The 19,286-nt window shown below is 70.2% G+C and carries 16 protein-coding genes; 9 read left to right on the top strand and 7 right to left on the bottom strand.

Annotated elements, in window-relative coordinates; all coding sequences use genetic code 11:
- Positions 1 to 24 precede the first annotated feature (24 nt).
- Entirely contained in the window at positions 25 to 1,407 is a 1,383-nt protein-coding gene (locus BJ965_RS26185; RefSeq protein ID WP_184911345.1) for a glycine--tRNA ligase, read from the top strand.
- A gap of 61 nt (positions 1,408 to 1,468) precedes the next feature.
- Here BJ965_RS26185 and BJ965_RS26190 read toward each other — a convergent pair whose 3' ends face one another.
- Positions 1,469 to 2,572 carry an endonuclease/exonuclease/phosphatase family protein gene (locus BJ965_RS26190; protein WP_184911347.1) on the bottom strand — a complete coding sequence of 368 codons (1,104 nt, stop codon included), beginning with the start codon at positions 2,570 to 2,572 and terminating at the stop codon, positions 1,469 to 1,471.
- Between the two features lie 213 nt (positions 2,573 to 2,785).
- On the opposite strand from BJ965_RS26190, the gene BJ965_RS26195 reads away from it, so the two are divergent.
- The 4 genes from BJ965_RS26195 (at position 2,786) to BJ965_RS26210 (ending at position 5,569) form a co-directional block, all read left to right on the top strand.
- Positions 2,786 to 3,403, top strand: coding sequence for a LysE family translocator (locus BJ965_RS26195; protein ID WP_184911350.1), 618 nt, complete (start codon positions 2,786 to 2,788; stop codon positions 3,401 to 3,403).
- An 89-nt stretch (positions 3,404 to 3,492) separates the two neighbouring features.
- The gene (locus BJ965_RS26200) at positions 3,493 to 4,497 is read left to right on the top strand and encodes an aldo/keto reductase (protein ID WP_184911352.1); all 1,005 of its coding nucleotides are present in this window, start codon (positions 3,493 to 3,495) and stop codon (positions 4,495 to 4,497) included.
- A gap of 26 nt (positions 4,498 to 4,523) precedes the next feature.
- Positions 4,524 to 5,114, top strand: a complete 591-nt coding sequence (locus BJ965_RS26205) for a TetR/AcrR family transcriptional regulator (protein ID WP_184911354.1) — start codon at positions 4,524 to 4,526, stop codon at positions 5,112 to 5,114.
- A gap of 137 nt (positions 5,115 to 5,251) precedes the next feature.
- Entirely contained in the window at positions 5,252 to 5,569 is a 318-nt protein-coding gene (locus tag BJ965_RS26210; RefSeq protein ID WP_313667060.1) for a GNAT family N-acetyltransferase, read from the top strand.
- A gap of 94 nt (positions 5,570 to 5,663) precedes the next feature.
- Here the strand turns inward: BJ965_RS26210 and BJ965_RS26215 are convergent, their stop codons facing one another.
- Positions 5,664 to 5,870 (bottom strand): hypothetical protein, encoded by a 207-nt coding sequence (locus BJ965_RS26215; protein WP_184917553.1) that lies wholly within the window; start codon positions 5,868 to 5,870, stop codon positions 5,664 to 5,666.
- Positions 5,871 to 6,001: 131 nt separating this feature from the next.
- Entirely contained in the window at positions 6,002 to 7,855 is a 1,854-nt protein-coding gene (locus tag BJ965_RS26220) for a peroxidase family protein (protein WP_184911393.1), read from the bottom strand.
- A 472-nt stretch (positions 7,856 to 8,327) separates the two neighbouring features.
- Here BJ965_RS26220 and BJ965_RS26225 point away from each other — a divergent pair, with 472 nt between their 5' ends.
- Both BJ965_RS26225 and BJ965_RS40485 read left to right on the top strand, forming a co-directional pair.
- Entirely contained in the window at positions 8,328 to 9,173 is an 846-nt protein-coding gene (locus BJ965_RS26225; protein ID WP_184911423.1) for a hypothetical protein, read from the top strand.
- 77 nt (positions 9,174 to 9,250) lie between these two features.
- Positions 9,251 to 9,727, top strand: a complete 477-nt coding sequence (locus BJ965_RS40485) for a S26 family signal peptidase (RefSeq protein ID WP_184911427.1) — start codon at positions 9,251 to 9,253, stop codon at positions 9,725 to 9,727.
- Positions 9,728 to 9,791: 64 nt separating this feature from the next.
- Here BJ965_RS40485 and BJ965_RS26235 read toward each other — a convergent pair whose 3' ends face one another.
- A complete protein-coding gene (locus BJ965_RS26235) occupies positions 9,792 to 11,243 on the bottom strand; it encodes an MFS transporter (RefSeq protein WP_184911430.1) in 1,452 nt (483 codons plus the stop codon).
- Positions 11,244 to 11,321: 78 nt separating this feature from the next.
- Between BJ965_RS26235 and dusB the strand changes: the two genes are divergently transcribed.
- Entirely contained in the window at positions 11,322 to 12,455 is a 1,134-nt protein-coding gene (gene dusB, locus BJ965_RS26240; RefSeq protein WP_184911434.1) for a tRNA dihydrouridine synthase DusB, read from the top strand.
- On the opposite strand, the gene BJ965_RS26245 is transcribed toward dusB, so the two are convergent.
- From BJ965_RS26245 to BJ965_RS26255, 3 genes are all read right to left on the bottom strand, one after another.
- Positions 12,456 to 14,285: a sulfatase-like hydrolase/transferase gene (locus tag BJ965_RS26245; protein ID WP_184911439.1), complete on the bottom strand. Its 1,830-nt coding sequence runs from the start codon at positions 14,283 to 14,285 to the stop codon at positions 12,456 to 12,458.
- Positions 14,286 to 14,437: 152 nt separating this feature from the next.
- Positions 14,438 to 16,375 carry an amylo-alpha-1,6-glucosidase gene (locus BJ965_RS26250; protein WP_184911442.1) on the bottom strand — a complete coding sequence of 646 codons (1,938 nt, stop codon included), beginning with the start codon at positions 16,373 to 16,375 and terminating at the stop codon, positions 14,438 to 14,440.
- Positions 16,372 to 17,784: an MGH1-like glycoside hydrolase domain-containing protein gene (locus BJ965_RS26255; RefSeq protein WP_184911446.1), complete on the bottom strand. Its 1,413-nt coding sequence runs from the start codon at positions 17,782 to 17,784 to the stop codon at positions 16,372 to 16,374. Before BJ965_RS26255 ends, BJ965_RS26250 begins: the two co-directional genes overlap by 4 nt.
- Positions 17,785 to 17,905: 121 nt before the next feature.
- On the opposite strand from BJ965_RS26255, the gene BJ965_RS26260 reads away from it, so the two are divergent.
- On the top strand, positions 17,906 to 19,132 hold the full coding sequence (locus BJ965_RS26260) for an ROK family protein (RefSeq protein WP_184911450.1): 1,227 nt from the start codon (positions 17,906 to 17,908) through the stop codon (positions 19,130 to 19,132).
- Positions 19,133 to 19,286 lie beyond the last annotated feature (154 nt).

Here is a 19,286-nt window from a genome sequence, read left to right on the forward strand (position 1 = left end):
CGTCGTCGTAATGAAGAGAGCACCGTGGCCGCCGACAAGATCGACACCATCGTCAGCCTGAGCAAGCGCCGTGGCTTCGTATTCCCCTGTAGTGAGATCTACGGCGGCCAGCGCGCCGCTTGGGACTACGGCCCCCTCGGTGTCGAGCTCAAGGAGAACCTCAAGCGCCAGTGGTGGCGCTACATGGTGACGTCGCGCGAGGACGTCGTCGGTATCGACTCGTCCGTCATCCTGGCCCCCGAGGTCTGGGTCGCCTCCGGTCACGTCGCCACCTTCACGGACCCGCTGACCGAGTGCACCTCCTGCCACAAGCGGTTCCGCGCGGACCACCTGGAGGAGGCCTACGAGGCCAAGCACAAGCGCCTGCCGGAGAACGGCCTGGCCGACGTCAACTGCCCCAACTGCGGCAACAAGGGCCAGTTCACCGAGCCCAAGCAGTTCTCGGGTCTGCTGTCCACCCACCTCGGCCCGACCCAGGATTCCGGCTCCGTCGCCTACCTGCGGCCCGAGACCGCGCAGGGCATCTTCACCAACTTCTCCCAGGTGCAGACCACCTCGCGCCGCAAGCCGCCGTTCGGCATCGCCCAGATGGGCAAGTCCTTCCGCAACGAGATCACGCCCGGCAACTTCATCTTCCGCACCCGCGAGTTCGAGCAGATGGAGATGGAGTTCTTCGTCAAGCCGGGCGAGGACGAGAAGTGGCAGGAGTACTGGATGGAGCAGCGCTGGAACTGGTACACCGGTCTCGGCCTGCGCGAGGAGAACATGCGGTGGTACGAGCACCCGAAGGAGAAGCTCTCCCACTACTCCAAGCGCACCGCCGACATCGAGTACCGGTTCTCCTTCGGCGGCAGTGAGTGGGGCGAGCTCGAGGGTGTGGCCAACCGCACCGACTACGACCTCGGCGCCCACTCCAAGGCCTCCGGCCAGGACCTCACCTACTTCGACCAGGAGGCCGGCGAGCGCTGGACTCCGTACGTCATCGAGCCCGCGGCCGGTGTCGGCCGCGCGATGCTGGCGTTCCTGCTGGACGCCTACATCGAGGACGAGGCCCCCAACGCCAAGGGCAAGATGGAGAAGCGCACCGTGCTGCGCCTCGACCACCGCCTCGCCCCGGTGAAGGTCGCGGTGCTGCCGCTGTCCCGCAACCCCGAGCTCTCCCCGAAGGCCAAGGGCCTCGCCCAGGCGCTCCGGCAGAACTGGAACATCGAGTTCGACGACGCCGGCGCCATCGGCCGTCGCTACCGCCGCCAGGACGAGATCGGTACGCCGTTCTGCGTGACCGTCGACTTCGACACCCTCGAGGACAACGCGGTGACCGTCCGCGAGCGCGACACGATGAAGCAGGAGCGCGTCTCCCTCGACCAGATCGAGGGCTACCTGGCGTCCCGTCTGATCGGTTGCTGACCGCCTTTTCCCGTGCCACGGTGCCGGGTTCCTCCTCGGAGGGGCCCGGCACCGCCGCGTTTCACAGGTCGAGGTCGACGTAGACCGCCGCGTGGTCCGAGGCGCGGTTCCACTTCGAGGTGACGGTGTCGAAGGACTTGATGGTGGACGGCGCCCAGACGCCGCGCCGTTCGACCTCCACGTGCTGCACCTGATCCCACAGCGGCGGCGGCAGCAGCACGTAGTCGAGCTTCTGGCTCTCGGAGGTGCCCGTGCCGTGGGTGCCCGGGGCGCCCCGGTAGGACGGGTGACTCATCACGTCCCGCAGGCCCGTGCCCAGCAGCGCCCCGATCGCCTCGCTGGACGGCTCGTCGTTGAGGTCGCCGGCGACCACGACGTACGGGGAACGCTCCAGTGCCGTCTGGTAGATCGACGCCACCCGCCGGGCCTGGGCGACGCGCAGTTCCGGGTCGTCGCCGCTCTGGCTCTTGAGGTGGTTGCCGAGCAGCCACAGCGGGGTGCCGCCGGTCTGGAGCTCGTACTCGGGGCAGTCCCGGCTGAACAGGCGCTCGCCGGGGTGGTCCGGGTCCGGGTCGAAGACGTGGGTCCGCAGGGACGTGATCGGGTGGCGGCTGAGCACGCCCACGTCGATGCCCCGCGGGTCGTTGCCGTCGATCACCATGTCGTACGGGTACGGCGTCTTCTTCAGGTCGGCGCCCAGCACCTGCTCGTTGAAGCGGCGCAGGGTCGTGCGGTCCTCCACCTCCACCGTGAGCAGGATGTCGGCGTCGACCTCGGCGATCACCCGGCCGGTGTTGTGCACGGCCGCCCAGTCGAGGTCGTCACGGACCAGCTCCACCCAGCCGGTCCACCCCGAGCGGCCTTTGGCCACGACCTCGAAGGTGACGTTCTCGCCGCCGCCCTTCGTCCTGAAGAGCGTGCCCTGGCCGCGTGTTTCGTTGATGAAGAACGGCCTGTCGCCGCGCGAGTCGTGCACCCGGTGCTTCTTGAGGAGCGCGGCGACGCGGGTCCTGGTGTCGTCGTCGTAGGTCTCCTTCTCCAGGAGGGAGACCAGCTCGGCGTAGTCGTCGAGGACCTCGCGGCGCTGCTTGTCGCCCGAGAGGCGGAAGACCATGGGGCGGCGGAAGAGGTTCTCCGTGTTGAAGGTGGCGATACGGATCGTCATGGCGCGCTCCCTCGGGCGGCGCAGAACTCCGCGCGACCGGTGGGCGGGCGCCGCCGGGGAGACCGCTCACCGGCACCTTCCATTGTCCGAGCGGCTGTGAAGTGTGTCGAACGGTGGGGCCCTTGGGGTCGCTGAGGTGCGGGGGATTGGTCCCGTAGCACCGGGGTCGATTGGTCCTGTTCCCGGGCCGCGGGGGCGCGCCAGGGTGACGGCATGAGCATCGCGTTCCTGCTGACCACCCTTGTCGTCGTCGCCACGCCGGGCACCGGCGTCGTCTACACCCTCGCCGCCGCGCTCTCCCGGGGGCGCCGCGCGAGTGTCGTCGCGGCCGTCGGCTGCACGCTCGGGATCGTGCCGCACCTGCTGGCCACAGTCACCGGCGTCGCCGCGCTGCTGCACGCGAGCGCCACCGCCTTCCAGGTGCTCAAGTACGCGGGAGTCGCCTATCTGCTGTACATGGCGTGGGCGACGGTGCGGGACAAGGAGGCGCTCGTGGTGGCGGAGCGGGAGGCGACCCCGGAGGTGTCGGCGCGGCGGGTGATCGTGCGCGGGGTGCTGATCAACATCCTCAACCCGAAGCTGACGATCTTCTTCTTCGCGTTCCTGCCGCAGTTCGTGAGCCCCGGGGAGCCGCACGCGGTGCTGCGCATGGCGGGGCTCGGCGGGGTCTTCATGCTGGCGACCTTCGTGGTGTTCGCCGCGTACGGGGTGCTGGCCGCGTCGGTGCGCAGCCATGTGATCGGGCGGCCCCGGGTGATGGCGTGGCTGCGGCGGGGATTCGCGGGGTCGTTCGTGGCACTGGGCGCGAAGCTGGCGGTCACGGCGCGGTAGCCGGGGGCGTGCCGCGGCTCTCGAGGCGGATGACAAATATGGAATGACAGATATTGAAATCTGTCATCCGTCATGGCACAGTGGACGGCATGACGATGCGAACCCGAACCCTCGGAACCACCGGCCCCCAGGTCTCCGCCCTCGGTCTCGGCTGCATGGGCATGTCCGCGCTGTACGGCGAGGCGGACCGGGTCGAATCCATCGCGACCCTCCACGCGGCGCTCGAAGCGGGCGTCACCCTGCTCGACACCGGCGACTTCTACGGCATGGGCCACAACGAGATGCTGATCGGCGAGGCCCTGCGCGCCGCCCCGGCGGCCCGGCGCGAGCAGGCCCTGGTCAGCGTCAAGTTCGGCGCGCTGCGGGGCCCGGACGGCAGCTGGCTGGGCTACGACGGCCGGCCCGCCGCCGTGAAGAACTTCGCCGCCCACTCCCTTCAGCGGCTCGGCGTCGACCACATCGACGTCTACCGCATCGCCCGCCTCGACCCGGACGTGCCCATCGAGGAGACGGTCGGCGCGATAGCGGAACTCGTCGAGAAGGGCTACGTACGGCACATCGGCCTCAGCGAGGTCGGCGCCGGGACGATCCGCCGGGCCGCGGCCACGGCACCCATATCCGACCTCCAGATCGAGTACTCCCTCATCTCCCGCGGCATCGAGGACGAGATCCTGCCCACCACCCGCGAGCTGGGCATCGGCATCACGGCGTACGGGGTGCTCTCCCGGGGCCTGATCTCCGGCCACTTCACCGCGGACCGGCAGCTCGGCGCCGGCGACTTCCGGGCGATGTCGCCGCGCTTCCAGGGCGACAACCTCCGGCACAACCTGAACCTCGTCGAGGCGCTGCGGAAGATCGCCGAGCAGAAGGGCGTCAGCGTCGCGCAGATCGCCATCGCGTGGGTGCTCTCCCGCGGCGAGGACCTCGTGCCCCTGGTCGGCGCACGCCGCCGCGACCGGCTCACGGAGGCGCTCGGCGCGCTGGACGTGACGCTGGACTCGGCCGACCTGGCCGCGATCGAGGAGGCCGTACCGCCCGGTGCCGCCGCAGGCGACCGTTACCCGGCGGCCCAGATGGCTCACCTCGAGAGCTGAACCGGGCTTTGGGTACGGTCAGGGGCATGGCACCGACCAGCGAGATCCTGACCGCCGAGCGCATCCTGGAGGCGACCGAGGAGGTGCTGCGCCGCCACGGCCCGGCCAAGGCCACCGTGGTGGACGTGGCCCGCGCGCTCGGCGTCAGCCACGGCAGCGTCTACCGTCACTTCCGCACCAAGGCGGCGCTGCGCGAGGCGGTCACCAAGCGCTGGCTGGACCGCACGTCCGGGCAGCTGTCCGGGATCGCCGCCGCGGACGACCGCGTCCCGGAGGACCGGCTGCGGGACTGGCTCGCCGCGCTGTTCGCCGCGAAGCGCCGCAAGGCGGGCGAGGACCCGGAACTGTTCGCCACTTACATGGTCCTCACCGACGAGAACGGCTCGGCGGTCGGTGAGCACATCACCGACCTGGAATCCCAGCTGACCCGCATCATCCAGGCGGGCGTGGAGAACGGCGACTTCGCCGCCACGGACCCGGAGGCCTCGGCCCGCGCGGTCTTCCAGGCCACGGGCCGCTTCCACGATCCGTCCTACGCCCGGGAGTGGAAACAGCCCGGGATCGAGGGGGACTTCGCGGCGGTCACGGATCTGCTGGTGCGGGGGCTGCGGCCCTGAGGCGTCCTTGCGCTCATGGCGCCAGGACCCCTGAACGGCGTCGCAGTACCCACCGGGTGCACCCCGGCCGGGAGGGGCACAGGATGGAAAGTGAGGGGTGAGTCGCCGCGCGGGGCGCTGAGAAGGGGATGGCGGTCGTGGACCTCATACTGCGTCCGGGCACTGCGGACGATGCCGCAGACTGCGGAAGGATCTGCTACGAGGCCTTCTCCGGCATCGCCCAGGAGCACGGATTCCCACCCGACTTTCCGAACCCCGAGGTGGGTGTCGCGCTGATCGAGGGAGCCCTGACGCACCCGGGCTTCTACAGCGTCGTCGCCGAACGCGACGGGCGGATCGTGGGCAGCAACTTCCTCGACGAACGCTCGACCGTCGTCGGGATAGGGCCCGTCACCGTCGACCCCACGGTGCAGAACGCGGGCGTGGGCCGCCGCCTGATGCGGTCGTGCAGCTGATGAGCCTGATGACCATCGGCCTGTACAACCGGCCCGACGGGGCGTACCTGCCGTCGATCCTCTACTGAGGGCTCGTCCTTCCAGGCCCTCCCGTTCACGCCGCCGTCGGGTCCACCGTCGCCTGATGGGCCTCCGCCAGGTGTTCCTCGGCCTTCAGCCAGGGCAGGAACTGGGCCTTTCTGCGCCAGCCGCAGGTGTCGCAGCTGATCGTCCGCTGTACGCCCGTGCGCTGCACGCGCACCACGTGCTCCCGGCCGTGCTGGTCCCAGCGGCTGACCTTGCTGGTGTCGATGTGCGCCACGACGTCTCCCGCGTCCAGGAAGCCGGCGGATCCGGTCTGCTCGCAGCAAGGAGTGTGCAGCATGACCAACATCAACAGGGCTTTGCCCGGGAGCGAGTTATCCAGTTGTGAGACACGGGGAAGCACGGCTGTCAGGAACCGCCCGTGCCGGACTGTGCCGTGTGCCAGGGCACAAACGCATTGGTCAGCCCCGCCAGGGCCGGGCGCAGCTCCGGGTGGTGCCGGAGGATCACCGTGGCCATGGTGTTGTCGTCGATCCAGGCCATTCCGGCCTTGGAGTACACCTCCGGGGTGTAGTACTCGGTGAAGAAGCGGTCACTGCTCAACCTGACCGAAGCCATCAGGATGAAGATGCGGAACGCGGTGTTGCTGAAGGTGAACCCGGCCGGAAGCCTCTCGGCGTACATCCCGATCGTCAGGTCGACCTTCTCGATGTCGTTCCCGTACAGCCGCTTGATCTCATCGGCCCACACTGGGTTGTCTGTCAGATCCTCGAAGCTTGCCGCGGGCTTCATCCGCAGAAGCCGTCGGAACTCGTTGTAGCGGGGGACGCCCAGCTCCCGGCTGCGCAGGATGTCGGTGGCGGCAAGGTCCTGCAGGTGCCCGTCGGGGCGCTGGAACTCCTGGAGAAACTTCGGGAAGTTGTGCAGGGTGACCAGACCCGGGTGGAGCGTGCCGAAACTGTAGAGCAGGTCGGCCATGCTCGTGGTCTCGAGGACTTTCAGCGCCTCGGGTCCGGAGATGTCGCGCAAAGTGCAATGGCGCAGGGTCTCGTCGTCGACGGCGGAGCGCAGGTGCCAATCGTCGCGGATCAGCGGATGCATGCGGTAGATGGCCACGAACTCCTCGGTGAGGGCGAACGGGGCGCCGTAGTGATCCGTTTTCGCGCCGGGGATGCCGCTGACGAGCTCGCTGCCGCTGATCCGGCCGAGAAGGTTGTGGACGCGTTCCCCCGCGACGCCCCACCAGTTGGTCTGCAGGGCCTTGACGGTCGTGGGATGACTGATCACGGCCGGCGTCCACTCCACGGTGTGGATCTTGGCGATGAGTGCGGAGTTGACGAGCCGCGCCCGCTGGAACAGTTCCTCGTCGTCCCAGGACGGATACGCGGCGTGCAAGTGGTCGCAGATGGCGTTGTGTTCCCGGGCGAACAAGTTCTGCATGATCACCAAGCCCAGCCAGAAGCCGGGCACCCGCGACGGGTCGCGTGAGGGGTCGGGGAACGGGGTCTGCTCGTCGTCCCACAGCCGCAGCCTGCCCAGCTCGCCGGTGCGCAGTTGGCGTTGCTCCGCCTCACTCGACCCATAGACCTGCGACGCGTCCCACCAGTGGGAGGAGACGTTGACGCGCGTGTCGGGCATGTCGGCACCCGCCCGCGGGTCCCGGGTCGGGTCGTCGGGTGTCCGCGTGATCCGCATCGGGCGCTCCGGCCATGGATCGTCGTCCATGAGGGGCACTTCCCAGGGCCGGTCCTCAGGGCTCGTACCGTGGCTGAACCAGTCGCGGATCATGAACTGCAGCCAGGTGGAGATGAGGGAGTTCACTGACTCGGCCGGGATCAACTCGTGACGGGTGAGCAGGGCTCGGCTGACCTCGCGCGGGTTGGGCCGGGAGAGAACGTCCTCGGGTGTGGCCGACGGGATCTTGTCCAGCGGGATGTTGCGGTTGAAGCGTGTGCCCGCCATGCCCATCCGAGGCTCGTCAAGATCGTTGAAGCTGCCGTCGGCGCTTCGGTTGACCTTGTGCTTCTCGGACTTCGGCCCGGGATCGGGAAGGTTGACCGAGGGCAGGTGCGTGGTGTCGTGGAGGTTCTCCTGACGGAGCTTCATGCGCAGTCCGAAGAGGACCGCCAGGCCAGGAAGCACGGCCAGCTTGTCCCAGCCGATGCGCCGGTCGACATACTCGGCGAGGCCGCCGACGATTCTCCGCGGAAGAGACGCGGATGCGGAGCGGGAGCGGCGGAAGAGGGAGCGTTGTGTGCTCATGGTGGACTCCTTGGGGCACTCCTGGTGGGTGTTCCATCGGGCTGACCACACCGGCCTTGTAGCGGTTCGCGGCGTCTACCCGCGCCGACAATCCCGTGTCGGCTCGCGGAACGCCGGACTCCGCCGTCGCCGCGGCGCCTTCTACCCGGATCTCGGATCGCGATGACCTCTGCCGCCATGGCACACATGCGCCTCGACATCACATCTGAATCGGCGTGAAATTCACACTAGGAGAAGTTCCGCTCGCCTGCATGTCGGAACAAGGCCGTTTCACGGCCCTGTTTCAGTGCTGGTCCAGTCTGCGTGGAATCGTCAATTATTGACGGCTACATATTCGAATGCGCGACCTTCTTGAGGTCTGGCGAGGCGTCCGCTGCGCAGATGCGGACCCTGGTGGCGGCAGTTACGGTGGTATGCGTCCCAGAAGATTCCCGATGTTGGGATTCGGACTGCCAGGAGACGGGGAATTCCTATGCTCAGTGTCATCATGACGTGTGCGGCAATCATCCTGGTCGGCTTGATGGTCCGCTCTTCGCGGTCCGTCCATGCCGACCTGAAGTGTGGCGACGCGCCGATGCATTTCGATGACGGACTCGTTGTCACGTGGGCGGGCCCCGCACCCGAAGAGGCGCGGGTGAAGCTGGGGAACGGTGGCATATTCGAGCGGGTGGAGGAGGTGACAGGGACAGGAATTCCGGCGGGCTATCCGGAGAAGTACCTGGAGAACCTTCGCACATCCGAGGTGTTCAACGCGAGCATGGCTTGGACTCCTGACGAACTGGTGCGCTGGCAGGAACGCCATGGAATCGAGATGGAGCCCGAGGCCATGAGCGTATTCGGAAGCTACCTCGACAATGGTCACCGCATCTTCATGACGCTGGTGGATCATCCGAACGTCTCTGATCCGGGATCGTTCGTAGCTTGCAGCCTGGTACTCCAGCGTGCCGTGATCGTCTATAACGGCCGACGGCAGGATCTCTTCCTCCGTTCATACTTCCACAGCGCACGGACCGACTCATCGGAGTACGTCAACTTCGTGCCCGGTGGCAGTGTGCACTACTCCTTCAAGACGGATTCGGTCTGGTTCCCGCTGGAGCTGACCCGGCTGATCTCCGAACCGGCCTCCTACGTCGAGTTGGACATCGTCACCCCCGAGGAATTCGACGAGGGTCTTCTTCCGGCTCCGTTCTCGGCGCAGACAAGTGGGCCCGTGCTCCTGGGAGACGTCAAGTATCAGGTGAGGCGAGCCTCGGCTGCTTTCAGGGTGGGAGCAGATCAATCCGCAGCCATCCCTGACTTCAGGATGGCAATGAGCTGACGAGCCGTGCGGGCCCGTTCCGGAGGGTTGGTTGAGCAAGCCGACCCTCCGAGGGTCGGGGACTCAGGGAGTGATCAGTGCACATTGCGGAGCTTGTTTACCTGGCCGGTTTGACGCTGACATTCTCGGTTATCGCTTCATTCGCATATTTCGTTCGCGTGGTATCTGAGTCCATGGCGCCGACGCTACTCGTTGATGACCGGCTCCTGGTGATCCGGAGGACAGTGCTGACGCGGTGTTTCCCCGCTCGCGGCCAGATCGTGGTCTTCACTGCTGACGCCAAGGGCCCGGAGGGAGAAAGCAGCCGGCGCAGGATGGTCAAGCGGGTGGCCGCCACAGGCGGGGACAGCGTCCTTGTCGGTGATGATTTCCTGACGGACGGCGTATGCGGGCTGAAGCGCGTTGACGTACCGGCAGGCGGTGTTTACGTACTGGGGGACAACCGGCCGGTTTCGCGCGACTCGCGGGAGTATGGGTGTGTCCCTTCACGACAGGTGACGGGCTTGGTCGTTCTCGTCGTGTGGCCACTGCGCCGGGCGCGCAGAGTCCGATGACGCGATCCGCCGTCGCGGCCCGGAGGTCGTCCGCCGACCAGCGGTGGGGCCGTTCGTGGACGCTTCAGGCCCGCTCCGCGGCCACGACCACATCCCGCACCTCCGCCGCCTCCAGCCGCTCGGCCGCCCGCTCGGCGGTCCCCCGGGCCCAGCGCCCGTTCGTCACCGCCCCGAGCGCCAGCACCGCGAACCCGCACACGGCGAGGATCCACCACCCGGGCCGTGCCGCGGACACGAACACGTCCCGGTACGGGGACGAGCCGACGCCCGAGGCGAGCACCGCGCCCACCACGGCCACCCCCAGCGTCTGGCCAAGCTGGCGGCTCGTGGAGGCGACCGCTGCCGCCACCCCCGCCTGGGCGCGCGGCATGCCGGACACCGCCGTGTTGGTGATGGGCGCGTTGACGAAACCGAAGCCGATGCCGAACAGGACGTAGCCGGCGAAGAGCGTGACGTTCGAGGTCTCCGCCTCGAACGCGGCGAACAGGACACCGCTCGTCGTCATCGCGAAGCCCGCGATCAGCAGCGGCAGACGTGGGCCGCGCGAGCCCACCAGCCGGCCCGACAGCGGCGCGCACAGGAACGTCGGGACCGCCATCGGCAGCATCCACAGGCCCGCCTCCAGGGCGGTCAGACCGCGGACGTTCTGCAGATACAGCGTCGACAGGAACAGGAAGCCGCCGAGCGCGGCGAACGCGCCGATCGCGATGAGCGTCGCCCCGCTGAACGGCGCCGACCGGAAGAAACGCAGGTCGATCAGAGGTTCCTCGCGGCGCGGCTCGTAGAGGAGCAGTCCCGCCAGGGCAGCGAGGGCGAGGACGGCCAGCGGCGCGATCGACCGGAACGGGGTGCTCGGCGCCTCGATGATCGCGTACGTGAGCGAGCCGAACAGCGCGATCACCAGCACCTGCCCGACGGGGTCGGGGCGGCGGGCGCGCGGCGCGCGGGACTCGGGCACGAAGCGCAGGGTGAGCAGCAGGGCCGCGAGCCCCACCGGCAGGTTGATCCAGAAGATGGAGCGCCAGCCGACGGAGTCGACCAGGAGGCCGCCGACCAGGGGGCCCGCGGCCATCGATATGCCGACGACCGCGCCCCAGACGCCGATGGCCCGGGCCCGCTCGCGCGGGTCGGTGAAGGTGTTGGTGATGATCGACATGGCGACCGGGTTCAGCATCGAGCCGCCCACCGCCTGCACCGTGCGGAACGCGATCAGCGCCTCCAGGTTCGGCGCGAGGGAGCACAGCACCGAGCCGAGGGTGAAGACGACCAGGCCCGCCATGAAGACCCGCTTGCGGCCGATCCGGTCGGCGGTGGAGCCCGCGAGCATCAGCAGGGAGGCGAGGACGAGGGTGTAGGCGTCGATCGTCCACTGCAGACCCGACGTACTCGCGTGCAGGTCCTGCTGCATGGACGGCAGGGCCACGTTCAGGACCGTGTTGTCGAGGCTCACGATCAGCAGGCTCATGCAGCAGATCGCGAGCACCAGCATGCGGCGGCGGGGGCTGAGCTCGGGCATGCGCTCGATCGTACGCCCATTTCGATAGTGTGGCTAACTAATGAATTTTGCCATCTCATTGCACGGCACAATGGAGGCATGTCCACGCCCCTCCAGATCGGTCCGCACACCGTCCGGCCCCCCGTCGTCCTGGCCCCCATGGCCGGGATCACCAACGCGCCCTTCCGCACCCTGTGCAGGGAGTTCAGCGGTGGCAAGGGTCTGTTCGTCAGCGAGATGATCACCACCAGGGCGCTGGTCGAGCGCAACGAGAAGACCATGCAGCTCATCCACTTCGACGCGAGTGAGCGCCCCCGCTCCATCCAGCTGTACGGCGTGGACCCCGTGACCGTCGGCAAGGCCGTCCGCATGATCGCGGAGGAGGACCTCGCCGACCACATCGACCTCAACTTCGGCTGCCCCGTGCCGAAGGTCACCCGCAAGGGCGGCGGCTCCGCGCTGCCGTACAAGCGGAACCTGCTGCGGGCCATCCTGCGCGAGGCCGTCACCGGCGCCGGCGACCTGCCCGTGACGATGAAGATGCGCAAGGGCATCGACGACGACCACATCACCTTCCTCGACGCCGGCCGGATCGCCGTCGAGGAGGGCGTCACCGCCATCGCCCTGCACGGCCGCACCGCCGCCCAGCACTACGGCGGCACCGCCGACTGGGAGGCCATCGCCCGGCTGAAGGAGCATGTGCCGGAGATCCCGGTGCTCGGCAACGGCGACATCTGGTCGGCCGAGGACGCCCTGCGGATGGTGCGCGAGACCGGCTGCGACGGGGTGGTCGTGGGCCGCGGCTGCCTGGGGCGGCCCTGGCTCTTCTCCGACCTGGTCGCCGCCTTCGAGGGCCGCACCGAGGACATCGCCCGTCCCGCCCTGCGCGAGGTCGCCGACGTCATGGTCCGGCACGCCACCCTGCTCGGGGAGTGGATCGGCGACGAGTCCCGGGGCGTGATCGACTTCCGCAAGCACGTCGCCTGGTACCTGAAGGGCTTCGCGGTCGGTTCCGAGATGCGCAAGCGTCTCGCGATCACCTCGTCCCTGGAGGAGCTGCGCTCCGGCCTGGACGAGCTGGACCTCGACCAGCCCTGGCCCACCGGCGCCGACGGGCCCCGGGGCCGCACCTCCGGCAACAACCGCGTGGTGCTGCCGGACGGCTGGCTGAAGGACCCCTACGACTGCGCCGGAGTCGGCGAGGACGCCGAGCTCGACACCTCGGGCGGCTGATCAGCCCTTGGAGGGGTGCGGTGTGGAGCCGAACGCCTTCAGGAAGCGGTCGCGGAAGGCGCTCATCTTCCACACGGGCGCGTCGCGGCCGGGCTTGAGGCCCTCCGTCCAGTTCCAGTCGGCTACCTTGTCCAGGACCCTCGGGTCCTTCGCGACGATCGACACCGGCACGTCCCGGCTGGCTCCGTTCCCGCTGACCCGGGCGATGGGCTGGTGGTCGCCGAGGAAGACCAGGACGGTGTCGTCGGTGCCGTAGCGCTCCAGCCACTGGGTGAGGCTGGTGACCGAGTACTGGATGGACCTGCCGTACTCCTCGCGGGACTTGGTGGTGTCGGTGATGACGTCCGACGCCTTGTTGCCCGCCTTCTGGATCGCGTCGAAGACCGAGCCGTCGCCGAGTTCGTCCCAGCCGACCATCTTCGGGATGGGCGCCCAGGGCTGGTGGCTGGAGGTCAGGATGACGAACGACATCAGCGGCTTGTCCCGCTTCTTCCCGTGCACCCGCCGCTGGAACGCCTCCAGCGCGTACTGGTCGGGCATGGTCGACCAGCTGAACTTCGGCCCCTGGTAGCCCAGGTCGAAGGCGTCGTAGAGCTTGTCGAGGCCGTACCACTTCTCCTCCGGCCATCCCTTCTGCACGCCCGGCATGACGCCGACCGTGTCCCAGGCGCCGGTCTTCTGGAAGGCCTTGGTGAGGGTGAGGTGGTCGCCGGCGCTGACCGTGCGATAGCGCCGCTGGTTGTCGATCCACAGGCCGGACATGGTCGTGGAGTGGCCGAGCCAGCTGCTGCCGCCGTACGTCGCCGAGGTCAGCCAGCCGCTGCGGGCGGCGAACCCGGCCTTCTCCAGGGCGGCGGTGCTCGCGTCCAGGGTCCGGTCGACGCCGGGTGCCATGACCGGGTCCTCGATGGCGCTGCGGCCGTAGCTCTCGATGAACGTGAAGATCACGTCCTTGCCGCGCAGGTCCGGCAGCAGTTCGCCGGGCGGGGTGTTCCCGAAGGTGTCCGCCTTCGACTGCCGCACGAACGCCGCCTCGTCCCGCAGCGACTCCACCGTCCGCTGCGCGTGCACCCGGAGGGCACCCGCCCCGCGCTCGGAGGCGATCGGGCCGCCGAACAGGGTCAGGCCCAGTGCGGAGCAGGTGACCCAGACGGTGCCGGCGATCAGGGCGCCCTTGGTCGCCCGCACCCGGTGGCGGGCCAGCACGTGCGCGAGCCGGATCGTCGCCGCGACCATGACGGCCGCCACCAGCAGCACCAGCACCACGGCGCCGACGGTGACGGCGGTCGCGACGCCCCCGCCCAGCGTGTCCTCGACGTACGCCTGCGCGTCGGGCAGCAGGTCCCAGTCGAGCGCGGCGTTGAAACCCCGGCCCAGGTACTCGTTGAACCCCATGTCGAGCAGGTTCACCGTGGTCAGGACGGTGAGACCCAGCCCGTACAGCACCGCCGCCACCAGCCGGGGCCGGCGCGGCAGCGCCAGCACGACGACGGCCCCGATGACCGCCTCGGCCGGGATCCGCGCGAAGCCGGCCGCCTTGAGGGCGGGGAGGGTGTTGGGCAGCAGCAGAGCCCCGAGGACCAGGGCGGCGGCGAGGGCGGTGGTGGCGAGGCGAAGGGCGCGGGCGGCCCGGGGGTGGCGGGTGCGCCAGGCGCGGAGGCGGGTGAGGCGGTGCCCGGGCAGAGTCGGGGAGGGGGCATGGCCCGGACCGGGTGCTGCCGCTGCCTCTCTCTCGTCCTCCTCCCTCTCCCCGCCCGCCTGCTCCTCCTCGGCCTCGGACACGCCGTCGCCAGGCTGCGACGAGTCGCTGGAGCGTGTGAAGACAGGCACCCGGAGGTCCTTCCCGTACGGAACAGGTGAGGTGGCGGACCCGGGTGGGGGTGCGGGTCCGCCACTGTTCCCTACGGTGCGCCCGCCAGGTGTGTTCAGCCCGCCGGGCCAGCGCTCGGCAAACACCCGGCAAACGGCAGCCCAACCGGCCCTCAGACCACGCCGACCGCCGTGAGCAGCGCCAACGGGGCTGACGCGGAACGGGATTCACGCACGCACGCGTGCGGGTACGGCACCGGCTCCGGGTGCGTGTCGCGGTCGTAGCCCGCGAGGACCTCCGGGAGCCGGTGGCCGGTGGCGCCCGCCGCGTCGACCAGGCCGTGGGCGATCGCCCGCGCCTCGTCGTGCAGTCCGTAGCGGGCCAGGCCCAGGGCGATCAGCGCGTTGTCGTGCGGCCAGACCGAGCCGCGGTGGTAGGAGAGCGGGTGGTACGCCGGCTGCCCGGCGGCCAGGGTGCGCACGCCCCAGCCGGAGAAGAAGTCCGGTTCGAGGAGCCGTCGGCCGACCAGTTCGCCGTACTCCTTGTCCAGCAGCCCCGACCACAGCAGGTGCCCGGCGTCGGAGGCCAGCGCGTCGACCTGCTGGCCCCGGCCGTCCAGCGCGAGGGCGGGGAAGGAGTGCTCAGGCATCCAGAAGTCCCGCTGGAAACGGTCGCGCAGATCCCCGGCCGTCTGCTCCAACAGATGGGCGTACGTGGTGTCCTGCCACACCGTACGGGCGAGACCCGCCGTGCGGCGCAGGGCGTCGTAGGCGTAGCCCTGGGCGCCCGCCGCCGTCACCGGGCCGTGCGGGCGGGTGCCTTCGGCCGAGCAGATGGCGCCGGGGGAGTCCTTCCAGTTCTGGTTGGCGAGGCCGCCCTGGTCGGCGCGGTAGACGAGGTAGCCGCGCGAGGTGAGGCCGCCGTGGTCGAGCATCCAGGTGACGGCGGCCCGGGCGTGGGGTTCGAGACGGCGGGCCGGGCCCGTGTCGCCGGTGTGCTCGGTGTACGAGCCGAGCAGGACGAGGAACAGCGGGGTGGCGTCGACCGAGCCGTAGTAGCGGCCGTAGGGGACCTGGCCGAAGTGGGCCAGTTCGCCATGGCGTACCTCGTGCACGATCTTGCCGGGCTGGGCGATCCCGTCGGCGCCGGTTCCGGTGGCCTGGGTCGCGGCGAGCGCGGCCAGGGTGGCGGCGGCCGGCCGCGGCCGGTAGGGCAGCGCGAACAGCGAGGTCAGCAGGGCGTCCCGGCCCAGCAGGGTCAGGAACCAGGGGGCGCCGGCGGCCGGGACGCGCAGGTCCTCGCCGTCCGGGCCGGTCGCCGGGACCTGGAGGGCGGCGAGGTCGGCGAGCCCCCGGGTGCAGGCGGCGGCCAGCTCGGGCCAGCCCTCCGGGAAAGCCACCCCCTGGACGAACTCGTCCTCCTGGGAGCGCAGTTGCCGCTGGACGGCGGCGGGGGAGCGGGGCACGCGCAGGGCACGCCGGTCGCCGTGCGGGCGGGCCATGACCCGCAGGGTCAGCTCGGCGGTGCCGTGCGGTTCGAGGTCCAGGGCCCACGACAGACGGCGGGCGCCGGTGCCGGTCTCCTCCACGGCGTCCGGCTGGGGATCGGCCGTCACGGTCGTGACGGACCGCCACTCGCCGCGCCGGTAGGCGAACTCCACGCCGTGCCCGAGCACGCGGCGGGAGCGGACGGCCCCGGCCTTGGTGTAGGTGCGGTGGTCGGAGCGCAGCTCGAACTGGTCGGTGAAGTCGGCGTCGGCGGTGACCGCGAGATGGACCGTCGTCGGCACCGGGCGGTTGCTGGTGACGCGCAGCGACTCCACGAACGCGGAGTCCCCGACGGCCTGTTCGCGGAAGAGCGTGTACGCGGGCGGTTCGTCGCGGCCGCCGCGCGGGACGAGCACACACCGCGCGGTGTCCCCGTCGGCCACCGGAGACAGCGTGTCGGGCACCGCCCCGTCGACGGTGAGCTGCCACCGGCTCAGATGCCGGGCGTCCCGTACGAACATGCCGTCCGGGGCGCTGCCGCCCCGGTAGCCGCTGATGTCGCCGCGGTCGCCGACGGCGGCGAACGTCCGGCCGTGCACGAGCAGATGATGCCGGTCCGTCATGCCCGGTCCTCTCCCTTGATCGCCGTGAGGCCGTTCCCGCCCCGTGCGGGTCGGTCGTGCAGCAGGTCGAGCGTGAGCGCGGCGGTCCAGCCGAAACCGGTGACGCCGCAGGCCTGTGCCGTGTATGGGTCGACGTACTCCGCGAAGCCGGAGGCGCCGGCGGTGTGCAGCATGCCCTTGCGCAGGGCGTCGGCCCGGCCGCGTGCGCCGTGCCGCCGCAGCCCGCGCTCCAGCAGCCAGTTGGTGTTGAACCAGGCCGGGCCGCGCCAGTAGCGGTGCGGGTCGAAGGCCTCGCCCAGCAAATCGAAGCTCGGGACCAGGCGGGTCGTGCCGCCGAGGCCGAAGTGCGGGCCGCACATCGTGCGGACCAGGGTGGCCGCGAGGCCGCGGGGCAGGGCCGGCAGCAGCAGGGGGATCAGCCCGGAGACGCCGCGCTCCGGGATCGTTTCCCCGGCGCGCACGTCCCGGCACAGGAACATGCCTGCCGCCGGGTCCCACAGCCGCTCCACCAGAGCCTCCGTCAGGCGCTCCGCGCGGGCCCGCCGAGCCGGGCCGGTCACGCCGAGCTCGCGGGCGATCCGGTCCAGGGCGTACTCGGACGCGGCGAGCAGGGCGTTGAACGCCGGGTCCTCCACGGCGAAGTCGCCGGGGCCGTCGGCGTACCCACGGTCCCGGTAGTCGGCCGCCAGCCGTACGTACCGCCCGTAGTCCAGATCCGTCGGCCGGTCCTCGGGGGCGCCGTGGTCGAGGTCGGCGCGGCGGAAGGAGCGGGCCGGGGCCGGGGTGACCCGGGACAACGGGCGGTCCCAGCAGGGGCTGTTGTCCATACCCTGTTCCCAGGGGTGCACCACGGACACCAGCCCGCCCCCGCCGAGGTCGCGCCGGTGCAGGAGGTAGCCGTGCCAGGCGGCCAGCCGGGGGTACGCCCGGGTGAGGAAGCCGCGCGCCCTGGACAGGCCCGGGTCGGCGAGGTGCACCAGCCACGCGGCCAGGGCGTGGACCGGTGGCTGCACGATCCCGGAGGTCTGTACGGTGCGCGGGGCGCCGGCGGTGCGCCCGGCGGTCGACGAGCACCAGAAGTCGGGGCTCGGGAAGTACGCGTCGAGGGGGACGGAGGGGTTGAAGACGATGTGCGGGATCCGCCCGTCCGTCCACTGGGCCGCCAGCAGCGTCTCCAGCTCCGTCTGGGCCCGTAACGGCGAGAGGTGCCGGAGGCCGATCGCGATGAACGCCGAGTCCCACGACCACTGGTGCGGATACAGGCCGCGCGAGGGCACCGTGGACGTCCCCGTCCAGCCTGCCTCCAGCACGGCGGCGGCCCTCACGTGCAGGGGAGACGCGGCACTGGACGGTTCGTATGCAACGGTGCGTCCTGGGGGACGCGGGGCGCGTTGGGCGGTGCGGTCCACTCGGGGCTCTCCGATAAGACGTCCGGCCGGAAGGTTCGGCTGCGGCTACCGTGGGGTTACGTCTATTTAACACGCAAAACCCACTATGTAAGGCAAGGTTGGGAAGCACAAGGGGGTGTGCATGACCGGACAGCCCGGGAGAACCGGACGCGGCGCGGGTCAGGCGAGCGCCGGTGAACTGCTCGAACTGGTGCGCAGCCGACGCGCCGTGACCCGGGGTGCCCTGCAGCAGGCGACCGGACTGTCCCGGGCCACCGTCGGGCAGCGGCTGGAGCGGCTCTTCCGCGCGGGCTGGCTGCGCGAGGGCGCCGGGGGGCCGGTGGACTCCCCGCTGGGCGGGCGGCCCTCCATCACCCTGGAGTTCGACGACGAGCACGCGGTGGTCCTGGTCGCCGACCTCGACACCCGGCACGCCCGGGCGGCCGTGCTGTCGCTGAGCGGCGAGATCCTCGCCGAGCACTCCGGAACCCTCGTCATCGAGGACGGACCGGACGCCGTGCTCGGCGAACTCGGGCGATGGTTCGCCGAGTTGCTGGTCAAGACCGGGCACGGGGCCGAGGCGGTCTGCGGCGTGGGTCTCGCGGTGCCCGGCCCGGTCGACACCGAGACCGGCCGTGTCGTCCAGCCGCCGATCATGCCCGGCTGGGACGGCTACGACATAAGGGGCCGGCTGGCCGGGGCGCTCACCGAGCACGCGGGCGCCGCCGGGGTGCCCGTGCTGGTGGACAACGACGCCAACCTCATGGCCTACGGCGAACAGCGCGCCGGCTATCCCGGCTGCTCCGCCTTCGTGCTGGTGAAGGTCTCCACCGGTATCGGCGCCGGGGTCGTGGTGGACGGCGCGGTGTTCCGGGGCGTCGACGGCGGCGCCGGCGACATCGGGCACATCCGGGTGCCGGAGGGCGCGGGGGCGCTGTGCCGGTGCGGTTCCTACGGCTGTCTGGCCGCCGTGGCGAGCGGCGGCGCGGTGGCGCGGCGGCTGGCGGAGACCGGGGTGCCGGCGGCCTCCGGCTCGGACGTACGGGACCTGCTGGCGTCCGGGCACCCGGAGGCGGTCGGACTCGCCCGGGAGGCCGGGCGCCGGGTCGGGGACGTTCTCGCGACCGTCGTGACACTGCTCAATCCCGGCGTGCTGATGATCGCCGGGGATCTGGCCGGAACTCCCTTCCTGACAGGAGTGCGCGAACTGCTGTACCAGCGGGCGCTGCCCCGCTCCACCGCCCACCTGGACGTGGTCACCGCACGGCTGGGTGAGAGGGCCGCGCTGGTGGGAGCCGGTGCCATGGTCGTGGAGCACCTCTACGCGCCCCAGCGGGTCGAGGAGCGGCTGCGCGCGCTCGGGGTGTGACGGCCGTGTTTCCGTCCCGGGACGCGTCCGCATGGTGAAATCCCGGCGGCTGTGGCAGCGTGATTCTCGCCACCCCTGATAAGGGTTGCGCTCAGATGAGCGGATCTTGAGCGACTGCACTTCTCCAAAGGGTGGCACTGAGTGCCACCCTTTG

It is taken from the genome of Streptomyces luteogriseus (assembly GCF_014205055.1).
GTDB classification, from domain to species: Bacteria; Actinomycetota; Actinomycetes; order Streptomycetales; family Streptomycetaceae; genus Streptomyces; species Streptomyces luteogriseus.